The 12081-nt window shown below is 52.0% G+C and carries 9 protein-coding genes and 1 tRNA gene; 3 read left to right on the top strand and 7 right to left on the bottom strand.

What is annotated here, in order from left to right:
* The first annotated feature begins 104 nt into the window (after positions 1 to 104).
* A tRNA-Arg gene (locus JTE88_RS01720) sits at positions 105 to 177 on the top strand.
* Between the two features lie 4 nt (positions 178 to 181).
* Here JTE88_RS01720 and JTE88_RS01715 read toward each other — a convergent pair.
* From JTE88_RS01715 to JTE88_RS01700, 4 genes are all read right to left on the bottom strand, one after another.
* Positions 182 to 949 (bottom strand): glycerophosphodiester phosphodiesterase family protein, encoded by a 768-nt coding sequence (locus JTE88_RS01715; RefSeq protein ID WP_204424975.1) that lies wholly within the window; start codon positions 947 to 949, stop codon positions 182 to 184.
* Positions 950 to 954: 5 nt separating this feature from the next.
* Entirely contained in the window at positions 955 to 2019 is a 1065-nt protein-coding gene (locus JTE88_RS01710) for a M23 family metallopeptidase (protein WP_204424973.1), read from the bottom strand.
* Between the two features lie 96 nt (positions 2020 to 2115).
* Positions 2116 to 3147 carry a hemolysin family protein gene (locus JTE88_RS01705; RefSeq protein WP_204424971.1) on the bottom strand — a complete coding sequence of 344 codons (1032 nt, stop codon included), beginning with the start codon at positions 3145 to 3147 and terminating at the stop codon, positions 2116 to 2118.
* The gene (locus tag JTE88_RS01700) at positions 3144 to 4466 is read right to left on the bottom strand and encodes a hemolysin family protein (RefSeq protein WP_239519536.1); all 1323 of its coding nucleotides are present in this window, start codon (positions 4464 to 4466) and stop codon (positions 3144 to 3146) included. Before JTE88_RS01700 ends, JTE88_RS01705 begins: the two co-directional genes overlap by 4 nt.
* Before the next feature lie 186 nt (positions 4467 to 4652).
* Here JTE88_RS01700 and JTE88_RS01695 point away from each other — a divergent pair, with 186 nt between their 5' ends.
* Together JTE88_RS01695 and JTE88_RS01690 are read left to right on the top strand one after the other, a co-directional pair.
* Positions 4653 to 8378 (top strand): multifunctional oxoglutarate decarboxylase/oxoglutarate dehydrogenase thiamine pyrophosphate-binding subunit/dihydrolipoyllysine-residue succinyltransferase subunit, encoded by a 3726-nt coding sequence (locus JTE88_RS01695; protein WP_204424969.1) that lies wholly within the window; start codon positions 4653 to 4655, stop codon positions 8376 to 8378.
* 127 nt (positions 8379 to 8505) lie between these two features.
* Positions 8506 to 9123, top strand: coding sequence for a GDSL-type esterase/lipase family protein (locus tag JTE88_RS01690; RefSeq protein ID WP_239519535.1), 618 nt, complete (start codon positions 8506 to 8508; stop codon positions 9121 to 9123).
* Positions 9124 to 9139: 16 nt separating this feature from the next.
* Here the strand turns inward: JTE88_RS01690 and JTE88_RS01685 are convergent, their stop codons facing one another.
* From JTE88_RS01685 to JTE88_RS01675, 3 genes are read right to left on the bottom strand one after another with little or no spacing between them, the layout of a single operon-like run.
* Positions 9140 to 9922, bottom strand: a complete 783-nt coding sequence (locus JTE88_RS01685; RefSeq protein ID WP_204424968.1) for a heme ABC transporter ATP-binding protein — start codon at positions 9920 to 9922, stop codon at positions 9140 to 9142.
* Between the two features lies 1 nt (position 9923).
* The gene (locus JTE88_RS01680) at positions 9924 to 10973 is read right to left on the bottom strand and encodes a FecCD family ABC transporter permease (protein WP_204424967.1); all 1050 of its coding nucleotides are present in this window, start codon (positions 10971 to 10973) and stop codon (positions 9924 to 9926) included.
* Positions 10974 to 10977: 4 nt separating this feature from the next.
* Positions 10978 to 12048, bottom strand: coding sequence for a heme/hemin ABC transporter substrate-binding protein (locus tag JTE88_RS01675; protein WP_204424966.1), 1071 nt, complete (start codon positions 12046 to 12048; stop codon positions 10978 to 10980).
* Between the last annotated feature and the right edge of the window lie 33 nt (positions 12049 to 12081).

Here is a 12081-nt window from a genome sequence, read left to right as displayed (position 1 = left end):
GTACAATTGCTCATGCGCTTGGACACATTCAGGTGATTTTCGACGCTGGTGGCCGATTCCTATTTTTCTTCCCCGTCAATTCCTGTTAAGCTATCTAGGTCTGAGCCCCGATAGCTCAGGGGATAGAGCGTCTGCCTCCGGAGCAGAAGGTCGCTGGTTCGAATCCAGTTCGGGGTACTTTTCACACAATATGGCGTAGTGCCGATGGAATGTCGGTAATGATTCCGTCTACCCCAAGATCAACTAGCTGTGCTGCATGTTCTTCGTCGTTTACTGTCCACACATGTACGGCCATCTTCAATGAGTGCACAAGTTCGACAAACTTTTCGTCCACAATTTTGATTCCGCGAAACGATTCCGGCACTTGAACAGCATGCACACCGTCGTCAGCTGCCGGTAACAACCGCAGTATTGCCGAACGTAGACTACCAGGAACATTCGCAGCAGCGATTAATTTTGCGACGGCGGAAATACCCATCGACGATGAGACTCCGGGGAGCTTTTGCCGTAACTGCACTAATCTACGTTCCGAAAACGAGGCGAGAGACACCCGTTTCTGAGCTCCTGTGTGTTTGATAGCAGATATTAATGGCTCAATGACGCGGTTTTCCTTAGCATCGATATTGAAGACCAAATGTGAAAACTCGTCGAGAGCCTCATCTAACCGCATCAATGGTTGGCCAGAATGATCCCGATAACGTCGAAGCTCATCCCACGTGTACTGCGAAACTCTGCCATGTCCGTCAGACACTCGATCGAGAATTGGATCGTGAATGACGACGGCGACGCTATCTTTAGTACTGTGAACATCAGTTTCGATATGGGATAGACCCAGATCATTCAGGCGGGAAAACGCCTGTCGAGAATTTTCGGGAGCTTCTTGTCCGCCACCACGATGCGCAATTAATACTGGATCAGAGGCGTAGCCCCATAGCCGAGATTGTGTCATCTGCGTTATTTAACTCCGCACACGTCATTAATATCTACAGCTCCTTGTTCCTTCAAGAAGCTCATCGGATCAACTGGACCTGGCCCAGTAAATCCAGCATACGCACCTGGATGAATCTCAAAGTGCAAATGCGGACCGGTCGAACGGCCACTATTTCCAACGTCAGCGATACGATCACCGAGGCGAACAACGTCACCCTCGTTAACAAAGATTCCAGAAGCATACGAGTGCAGATACCACGAAGTGAATACTTCACCATCAATATTATGCTCGATAACAACGACCGGATCGCCAAAGGTTTCGCTGCTTGCCCCAGAGAACACAACCTTACCGTCAGCTACAGCATAAATTGGTGTGCCGATCGCTGCCGAGAAATCAACTCCCTCATGAAGCTTCGATGTTCCATAGAGCGGGTGAATCCGCCAACCAAATGGTGAAGATTCTTGGAATGTTCCAGCCGCCATAGGATGAATGAGCTTGTTGAGATTATTGCGTGCAAACGACGTCAAAGAATTGGCGCTTGATACCGTTTCACATACTACAGCATTTCCAGAAAATTTCTCTTCATAAGCTTTGAAGCGGGCAGAATCAGCAGCACTTGAAAGCGATCGAAGGCTAGTGGGGGTTTGCGAGCCTTCAACATCTCCCCCGGCAAAATCTGATTCGATAGAGTTTGCTTGCGCAGCAATTTCAAAACCATAAGAACCGAGCGTTAAACCGCATCCCACTGCTAAAGCGAAAACACAGGCGGTGGAAGTAACAGTGCGAAGGTTCTTTGGCCGAGAAAAGATCTCGCGAGCATAGGCATAGGCAGAACGAATACTAGATCCTTGAGGAGAAAAATTTTTGCTCTTGGCAACCGCCACGGAATCGTTGCTCTGCGCCACGGTAACACAAGGATGTTTAGTTGCATCATCATCAACTGTAGGTGCAGTTTCCAGCATTGACTGAGCCACAGGAATAACCACTGTGGATTCCGATGAAATATCCGTGGATTTACGCCGTGATTCTTCAGCGATGCGCGCAAGCCGCAATTCACGGCGAGTAGGCCGAGTAGATTTTTCGCTCACGCGCTTCCCCTAAAACAGTAGTTTCGTAACCATTGACTATAATAACGGTTTGATAACAATTGTGCTACACCACTTTGCAGTGACAGCAAACACATGTCAGCGTTGCATGGCGTCGCGCACTTCTCCGATTAATTCTTCGAGGACATCTTCCAGGAAAATGACACCCTGTGAGCCATCTTTAAGGTTCACTTCCGCCATGTGAGCACCGGCCTGCTGCATGACACGCATTGCGGTTTCGATCTCATCGTCAGGATCTACCGTTACCAAGCGGCGAATCTTCCAGCCAGGAATAGGATCAAAGCGATTTTCTGGCGCAATATCCAGAATATCTTTCACATGAACATAACCGATCAACACCCCATTGGAAGCCACCACCGGGAACCGTGAATACCCTGTATGCGCCACCCGATCCTCTAACTCCTCTGGAGTAAGCGAATCAGGGACCGTTTCAAGATCTTCTTCGGAAACCATTAATTCCACGGCGGTCTGTTCCGAAAACTCGATTGCCGAAGAAATCAGCCCCACGTCGGCATCTAACACTCCAGCTGCTCGGGAAACTTCAACAATAGAAGCCACTTCATCTGCGGTGAAGGCTGAAGCTACTTCGCTTTTAGGTTCATAACCAAAAAGCCGAATCACATGATTAGCCACCCAATTCATCGAAGCCACAACCGGGTAAAAAAGTTTAGAAATGAACACTAACGGTGGCCCCAATATCAACGCTGTACGTTCCGGATTAGTCACCGCAAGATTTTTCGGAACCATCTCGCCAATAACAACATGTGCATAAACAACCAACAAAAGCGCAATGACGATAGCTATTGGATGAACCATCGACTCTGGCACACCCAAGTTTTCTATAGGCCCATCGATCGCGTGGGCGATCGCTGGTTCAGCGACAGCTCCGAGCGCCACTGACGCAATGGTAACACCTAACTGACAGGTTGCCAGCATCAGTGTGACATGTTCAAGCGCATAGAGAACTGTCCGTGCGCTCTTCTTGCCGTTTTCTGCTAACGGTTCGATACGCGAGCGCCGCGATCCCATAATCGCAAATTCTGCGCCCACGAAATAGGCGTTGGCAGCGAGCAGTCCGAAAGTAATGAGCAACGAAGGTCCGAGGTTCATTCTGCTTCCTCCTGCTGCTGGGTTACTGTGAGTCGCACTGTCTCAACGCGACGACCATCCATTTTTTCAACACACGCCGTGATACCGTCGTCAACAAATTTGTCACCGACGTCAGGAATCTTGCCTAATCCAGCCATTATCCAACCACCGACAGTTTCCCACGGCCCATCATCTGGAATACCGATGCCGAACTCCCGACTAATTTCATCTGGTCGCATGAGCCCAGGAACAATGGTTTCTCCGGTCGCCAAGACCCGCGATTGTGTGTCGGAACCATCATGTTCGTCCGCAACATCGCCAACGATTTCTTCGATAACGTCTTCAAGCGTCACAATGCCAGAGACCCCACCGTATTCATCAACAACAACCGCTACTTGTGACCCAGAGGCCCGCAGGCGTACCAAGAGTGGCGCCAGTTCGAGAGTTTCTGGAACACGAGGGACTGGAATCATGAGCGACGACGACGTGACACTCACCTCTGCACGGCGTTCGAACGGAACTGCTATCGCCCGGCGCAGGTTGACGATTCCGCGGATGTCATCCATATCTTCACCAATGACCGGGAAGCGTGAATGTCCCGTAACGCGGGCAAGATCGATAACATCAGCTGCCGTTTGATCGACGTCAAGATGATTGACTCGCCCTCGATCGGTCATGACATCGACAGCAGTCAATGCACCAATATCAATCGATCGCGTCAGTAGCCGTGCTGTGGAGACATCAAGAGTTCCCTGCTCAGCTGAGCGTCGCACCAATGCAGAAAGCTCGGTGGCAGAACGCGCCCCCGAAAGCTCTTCCGCAACTTCAATTCCGAAACGGTGCAAAATCCAGTTTGCTGAATTATTAAGGACAACAATAAGCGGTTTGAAAATAAGAGTAAAACCCCGAAGCGGTAGGGAAACCAAGGCAGCAGTGCGCAATGGGGCAGCTAAAGCCATGTTCTTAGGCACTAACTCGCCAAAAACCATGGAAAACAAATTCACCACGATGAAGGCGAAAACTACTCCGGTTGCTAGTGCTGCGGCGGAACTCAACGGGGTGTTTCCTAAAAATTTTGCAAATAGTTCCTGAAGTGGGGCTTGTGCCACATATCCCAACAAGATAGTCGTGATGGTGATACCTACTTGGCATGCTGAAAGCTGAAGCGAAAGATGATGTAAGGCTTTGGTGACTTTCTTTGCATGCGGATCACCTTCTTGAGCCTTAGCGTCCACAGTGGCCGGATCAAGTGCAACGAATGAGAACTCAGCAGCCACAAAGACTGCGGTGCCCAACGTCAAGAGAACACCGATACCGAGCAAAATCAGATCTACTAGCACGACCTATCACCAACGTCATTTGTCATAGACAATATCCTAGCGTAGAGATGTCTTAATCCCGGAGTTAATTTCCACAATTCCTCTTTACCTCACGATTTATCTCTGTTTGTCTCCTGTAAAGACCTCGATAATCGGGTATAGTTTGAAGTTAAGATATCTCTTCGATTGGCTAGCGAGGCAAAGACAGTGACGTCAACACATTCAGAAGATTTTGGAGCGAATCAGAGCTTCATCGAGGATCTTTATTCCTCATATTTATCCGATCCGCACAGTGTTGGCCCCCAGTGGAAAGAAATGTTTCGCAACTGGCAAGCATCTGGACGCACTCCACTCACCACTGACGCCGGTCACGACCCCGAAGTATCTGAAGAGACCCAGCAAGCTCAGCTCTCAATTCATTCAACACATGCGCGTGAAGTTACTGCGTCAACCAATGTCACTCGTTCCGATCTTCCACCTCAGCCACGCTCTGCAGCACAACCCGCTGTAACTCCCTATGCGAAACAGTTTGACCTCAAACCGAAAGTCGGACAGATCTTCGAACAAGATCATCCTGAATATGTAGCGCTCAAAGGAGTAGATCGTGGGCTTTCGAAGAACATGGACTCTTCGCTTGAATTACCGACTGCTACCAGTGTGCGCGCTCTGCCAGCGCGCGTCATGTTCGACAACCGCAGAGTGATCAACAAATACCTTGCCTCAACACGCGGCGGAAAGGTTTCCTTCACCCATCTCATCGCCTACGCAATGGTCGAAGCCCTTTCTGAAATGCCGGAGATGAACTACTCCTACATGCTCAACGACGCCGGCAAACCTACGCTCGTAAAACCATCGTCGGTGAATCTCGGTATCGCCATCGACGTCACCAAACCAAACGGAGAACGCACCCTCGTTGTTCCATCCATTAAAGATGCAGAGCATATGACGTTCTCTGAGTTCCTCGTTGCCTTCGAGGAACTGATCAAACGCGGACGAGATAACACCTTAACTATCGAGGATTACCAAGGCACCACAGTTTCACTCACGAACCCAGGTGGTCTGGGAACCACACATTCGATTCCGCGTTTAATGAAAGGCCAAGGCTTGATTGTCGGGGTCGGTTCGATGGTATATCCACCGGCATTTGCAGGTACTGCCGAAACCCAACTTGCACGTATGGGAGTCTCAAAGGTCGTCCATATTACCTCCACCTACGATCATCGCGTTATTCAGGGAGCAACTTCGGGCCGATTCTTACGCCTGATGGAAAACAAACTATTAGGTTTGGATGGCTTCTATGATCGCGTCTATGTGGCGCTCCATATTCCATACAAGCCATTCGTATGGGAAACTGACGTTGAATACGATGCCAAACGAGAACTCGGAAAGCCGGCACGTATTGCCGAACTTATCCACGCCTACCGGCAACGTGGGCATTTGATTGCCGACACCGATCCATTGTCATTCCACGTCCGCCGTCATCCAGACTTGGAAATCAGCTCCTATGGTTTGACACTGTGGGATCTCGATCGCTCCTTCCCTACCGGCGGTTTCGCCAACTCCTCCCACCTGACGTTACGGCAGATCCTCGATCAACTGCGCGAAGCCTATTGTCGCACGGTCGGCATTGAATACATGCATATTCAAGATCCCGCTCAACGCAAGTGGTTCCAAAAGCGACTCGAACGCCCAGCCGAACCAGCAACCCTGGAACAGCGTCGCCGGATACTTACTAAGCTCAATGAAGCAGAAGCCTTCGAGTCTTTCCTCCAAACGAAATACATCGGTCAGAAACGATTCTCCCTCGAAGGTGGCGAATCCTTGATTCCGGCCCTCGATTCAATCCTCGAAGGGGCAGCCGAATCTGGTTTAAGCGATGTCGCTATCGGCATGGCTCACCGCGGCCGACTCAATGTGCTCACGAATATTGCCGGCAAATCCTATGCGCAAGTCTTTAGCGAATTCGACGGCCGAATCGATCCATCTTCCGTTCAAGGCTCAGGCGATGTCAAGTATCACCTAGGCACAGAGGGAACCTATATTTCTCCACGTGGCGACAAAGTCGGCGTCTACCTTGCGGCGAACCCGTCACATCTGGAAGCTGCCGACGGCGTTTTACAGGGTATCGTCCGTGGAAAACACGACCTTATTGGGGTCAAGGATTCGTTCTACCCTGTGCTACCAATTCTCATTCACGGCGATGCGGCATTCTCTGGCCAAGGAGTCGTCTGGGAAACCTTCAACCTTTCACAGCTGCCAGGATATAAGAATGGCGGAACCATTCACATCGTGGTCAATAATCAGATTGGTTTCACCACTGCCCCGTCGCTTGGTCGTTCTTCACGCTACACCACTGATATGGCTAAAGGTCTTCAGCTACCGATTTTCCACGTCAATGGCGATGATCCAGAAGCTGTGGCACGAGTAGCTCGTATGGCCCAAGAGTTCCGTGAAGAGTTCCATAAAGACGTCATTATCGACATCACCTGCTACCGTCGTCGTGGGCACAACGAAGGTGACGATCCATCGATGACCCAGCCAGTAATGTACTCCTTGGTTGATGCCAAGCGCACCACGCGCCGTATCTACGCCGAAGCACTCATCGGCCGTGGCGATATGACCTCCGAAGAAGTCGCAGAACTCGAGAACACCTATCACGAAACGCTCGACCGTGCGTTGAACTCAGTACGCGAATCGGATGATACGTTGACCAAGTCTGAAATCCAGGCGGCTGTTTCACTCGGCCAGCCGCATTCGCAAGAGGATGACTCAGCAATGATCGGTTGGCAGACTGCGACGACGCCAGGAATCATGGCTCGTATCGGCGCCGCTCACGTCCAAGTTCCAGAGGGTTTCACGCCGCACAAAAAGGTCATGCAGTTGTTCGAAAAGCGCAACGAAATGTCCACCAAGGGCAATATCGACTGGGGCTTTGGCGAACTCCTGGCATTCGGTTCCCTGCTCATCGAAGGCGTGCCGGTGCGAATGTCTGGCCAAGATGTACGCCGCGGCACCTTCGTTCAACGCCATGCAATTTCGCACGGTGAAGGAACCGGTAAGGAATGGACCCCGCTTCAGCATCTCACCGAAGATCAAGCATGCCTAGAAATCCACGATTCACCGCTCTCGGAATACTCAGTGATGGCGTTCGAATATGGATACTCGGTGGAGCGTCCAGATGCATTGGTGGTGTGGGAAGCTCAGTTCGGCGACTTCGCCAACGGAGCACAAACCGTGGTTGACGAATTCATTTCCTCAGCGGACCAAAAATGGAATCAGAAGTCTTCCCTTGTACTCATGTTGCCCCATGGGTATGAAGGTCAAGGCCCGGATCACTCCTCGGCACGCATCGAACGCTATCTCCAGCTGTGTGCTGAGAACAATATGTTTGTTGTTCAACCATCGACGCCAGCCAATCACTTCCATATGTTGCGCCGGCAAGCATACTCCCGCCCACGCAAGCCACTCATTGCTATCACGCCGAAGCAACTGCTTCGCCGTAAGGGTGCTGTATCGCAGGTAGCAGATTTCACAACTGGCACATTCCAGCCGGTTATCGGCGAGCATCGCACTGACCTGCATGTCACTCGCGTGGTGCTGTGCACCGGCCGGTTGTATTACGATCTGCTCAATCGTCGCGAAAAGGATAATGACACCTCGGTTGCTATTGTCCGTATCGAACAGCTCTACCCGAACCCAGTGAAGGAATTGACTGACGAGTTGGCAAAGTATCCGGGTGCCGATCTCATTTGGGCGCAAGATGAGCCAGCGAATCAAGGCGCCTGGCCGCATCTGGCCCTAGAAATGTTCTTGCCGATGGGATTGCTGGTCAAGCCGATTTCGCGTGCCGCTGCCGCTGCAACCGCAACTGGTTTAGGTAAGATCCATCAGGCGGAAGCACAAGCAATTATCGATGCGGTATTTGCTCGCTGATCGTTGCTAGCGAAAGCTGTATGCAACTATTGGCCTGTCGCACTACTGCCCGCTTGTGGACTGTTACCAGTAAGATAGAAGCAAGTCGATCATCAACGACACCGTTGTTTCAGTGAAAAGGGTAAAGATGACCAGAGATAATGTAGAGCATCCCATGCGCATTATGTTCGTCGGTGATGAACTCGTCGCCGGCTTCGGCGACGCACGCGCACTGGGTTGGACTGGTCGCGTTATGGCTCGTACCGCCTGCGAACCACCGCTGATGCATATGACTCTGGCAACCCCGGGCGAAGGTACTGAAGCTTTAGCTGCTCGATGGGAGAACGACGTCGTTAACCGAATGGATCGCAAAGCGGATAATCGTCTCGTACTCGGGCTCGGTTCTCACGATATGGAAAAGAGCCTTTCCCTTGCTCGCTCTCGCCTTTACGTTGCCAATATTCTTGATAACGCCATGAGTCTGGGTCTCTCGCCATTTGTCGTCGGCCCGCCTCCACGAAACGACCAGCCGCTACGTAATCAAAACGATCTGACTCAAGCATTTGCCGATGTGTGTACGCGACGCAACGTTCCTTACGTCGATTGTTTCACACCACTATTCAACCACGAACAATGGGCAACAGATATGTCGATGACCGCCACCTACACCCCACGTCAAGCCGGCTATGGCCTCATGGCATGGCTCGTATTACATAAAGGGTGGCATGAGTGGCTCGGCGTCACTCCACACGAATCTCTCACTTAACCCCCTGCCGGCGCTATCAACTTTGTGGCAAAACCACTAATCGCCCGTCAGCAACTCGTATCACGTCAATTGGCCAGTTGTAGACGCGGGTTAGAAGTTCTGGATTCAATACCACCTCGGGCGTATCGTAGGCAGCAATACTGCCCTCACTCATTAACGCAATCCGGTCACAATGCGTGCCAGCGAGTTGGAGATCATGCATGACGGCAATAACCGCATGCCCGGCCTGGGCGAGCTCCCGGCAAATCTGCATCGTCCGTTCCTGATGGGCAATATCGAGCGCTGCTGTTGGTTCGTCAAGAAAAACAACACTAGCTTCTTGGGTGAGCACGCGCGCTAGGGTAACCCGCGCTTTCTCGCCTCCCGATAGTCGAGTGACATCACGATCTTCAAAGCCACCGACGTCGGTACGTGCGAGTGATGCCGAAATTATTTCTTGATCGTGTTGCGGGTTTGGAGCCCAACATTGCCGCCCCATCGCCACAATATCTTGCACCATGTAAGAGAATGGAAAATCGATAGCTTGGGGCATGACTGATCGTGTTTGTGCCAATTCTCGGCGCGAAAAATCAATCAAGTCGGTTCCGCCATAGGCAACTGTGCCAGCTTGAGGCTCAAGATCGCCGGCCATGATACCCACCAGTGTCGATTTTCCCGTTCCGTTTGGCCCTAGCAAACCAACGACTTCGCCGTAGTTCACTGTCAGAGAGATATCGTGCAAAATTGTGCGACTCCCGTATGCGAATGCGATGTCTGAGGCTGCGACTGCAACATTCCCGCAGATGCGCAAACTAGTCATATTATCGTCCCATCCGTAGTCGAGTACGAAGCAAAATAAAGAAGGTTGGCCCACCAACTAGTGCCGTGAAAATACCGATCGGCAGATCAGCAAACGGGATGATTGTACGCGCAGCAAGGTCTGAGAGCGTAATCAGTAACGCACCGGCAAACATCGAAGCTGGCAGGAGCACTCGGTTTACTGGGCCGAGCGCTAACCGCATCACGTGCGGAACGATCAGTCCAACGAAGGCGATAACTCCGGCATAAGAGACTGCAGCCGCAGTCAGTAAGGTAGCTAACGTGATTGCAATGAGTCGCAGGCGCTGAACGTTGATACCTACGTGGCCAGCTGCACGTTCTCCAAGAGAGAGAGTATCGAGCTGTTGCGCGAGTGTGAAGGACACCGCAATACCGAAAGTGACAACGATAGCGACGATCCAGACGTGGGACCAGACCGTTCCGTTAAGCGACCCCATTTGCCAAAATACGATATGGTCGCGAGCAGTTGTGGGCGCGATATAGGTTGCGATGGATGCTAGAGCGGTACACACGGCGGTGACGGCGATACCGGTTAGCACAAGGACAATCACGTCGGCTTTGCCTTGGGAGCGCGAGAGCGTGTACACGATTGTCGCAGCTGCCAAGCCAGAGAGAAACGCGGCAAGTGGCACAGAAAAACCTGCGAGCGCATGGGGTGCGAAAACGAGTGCCAAGGCTGCACCGACGGAGGCTCCGGACGATACACCCACGATTCCTGGTTCGGCAAGCGGATTGGAAAAAACCGCTTGCATGACAGCGCCGGCCACTGCGAGTGCAGCACCGACGAGCAGGCCAAGGCAAATTCGCGGAAAACGGATGTTCCACAGGGTTGAAAACGCGAGGGGCTCGTGCGGGTATTCAGTCAAGCCGAGGGGTGCAAAGAGAGAGCGTAGCACTTCGCCTACACCGATGGGGTATTGCCCCAATAGGGCCGAGACTAAAGTTGCCAAGCACAAAGCGATGATCACGATTGCAAAGGTCAGGGCCACACGTGCGTTTCGACGGGCTATGCCCGCAGTGACAGAAGCCATATGGTTACTCAATTCCGTATAACGCGCGGGCCACAGCAAGCAGGGTTTGACCAGTTTGTGGACCAAACGATAGTGATAGTCCATCTGGGATGGCGACTATCCGTTGGTTTTGACCGGCCCTAGTTTCGGCAACGCCAGGTCGAGCAAGAAGTCCTTCAACGCCGTTGGTGGATTCGAGACCGGCACTCATGGTGAAGATGACTTCTGGGTTAAGTGCGACGAGGGATTCAGCATTGGCAGGGGTGAGCCCGGTGATTCCTTGTTCGCTAGCGAGGTCCTTTGCCCCAACGGATGTGAGCAACGCCGAAGCGCCTTCGTTGGCTCCGAGAATGAAGAATACTCCCCCGGTTCCGCGCACATAAAGGAAGGCTGCTTCCATTGGTTGCTCAGGGGTCCAGTCTTTAATCTGTTCGAGCGCATCGCGGGTTTCTTCTTCGGTGCGTTTGGCGAGTGCTTGGCCGGCTTCTGGATTTCCGAGTGCTTGGGCGACTGCGGTAATCAGTGGCGTGTTTTGCTCTAGTCCGCGTTGGGCGTCGATGAGGACAAGAGGGATGCCAGAAGCGCGAAGTTGGTCGAGCGCCTCTGGCGGTCCGACGCTACGGTCAGCGATAATTACCGTAGGGTTGAGGGAGAGAATAGCTTCAGTATTGAGCGTGTGCCCGTTTTCGGTGACTACCGGTAGTGCTTGGAGTTGTTGTTCGGTTGAAGAGACTGTGCGACCGACAAGGTTTTCCCCATATCCAAGGGCAATGACAGTCCGGCTTAACGTGCCGGGAAGATCGAGCGCTAAAATGCGGGATGTGTCGGTGACGGTGACGCTATTTCCTTCGACATCAGTAACTGTGACTGGCAGTTTCTGCGGGAAGTTTCCGCTAATTGGTTGCGGATCGTCAATATCGGCAACCACACGAAGTCCACTCATGTCGTGTGGGTTTGGCAATTCAATGCTGGTGGTTGTTTTTTCGCTGCGTGGAGCAGAGGTTTCTTGTGGTTTTTCATCAGGGTGGACGGGTGTTGTGCAGGCGCTGAGTGCTAATGCTGACAAAGCGAGAAGTGCTGCTAGTTTTCGGTTCATGGTGGTGTTTAGTTCTTTTCGCCGAACACGGTG

The sequence above is a fragment of the Arcanobacterium phocisimile genome, from assembly GCF_016904675.1.
GTDB classification, from domain to species: Bacteria; Actinomycetota; Actinomycetes; order Actinomycetales; family Actinomycetaceae; genus Arcanobacterium; species Arcanobacterium phocisimile.
This window is presented reverse-complemented; position numbering and strand designations above follow the sequence as displayed.

Excerpts from the sequence above, each read along its gene's own strand:
- JTE88_RS01715 (WP_204424975.1), bottom strand. The coding sequence starts at position 949 with ATGACACAATCTCGGCTATGGGGCTACGCCTCTGATCCAGTATTAATT.
- JTE88_RS01705 (WP_204424971.1), bottom strand. The coding sequence starts at position 3,147 with ATGAACCTCGGACCTTCGTTGCTCATTACTTTCGGACTGCTCGCTGCC.
- JTE88_RS01690 (WP_239519535.1), top strand. The coding sequence starts at position 8,506 with ATGACCAGAGATAATGTAGAGCATCCCATGCGCATTATGTTCGTCGGT.
- JTE88_RS01685 (WP_204424968.1), bottom strand. The coding sequence starts at position 9,922 with ATGACTAGTTTGCGCATCTGCGGGAATGTTGCAGTCGCAGCCTCAGAC.
- JTE88_RS01680 (WP_204424967.1), bottom strand. The coding sequence starts at position 10,973 with ATGGCTTCTGTCACTGCGGGCATAGCCCGTCGAAACGCACGTGTGGCC.
- JTE88_RS01675 (WP_204424966.1), bottom strand. The coding sequence starts at position 12,048 with ATGAACCGAAAACTAGCAGCACTTCTCGCTTTGTCAGCATTAGCACTC.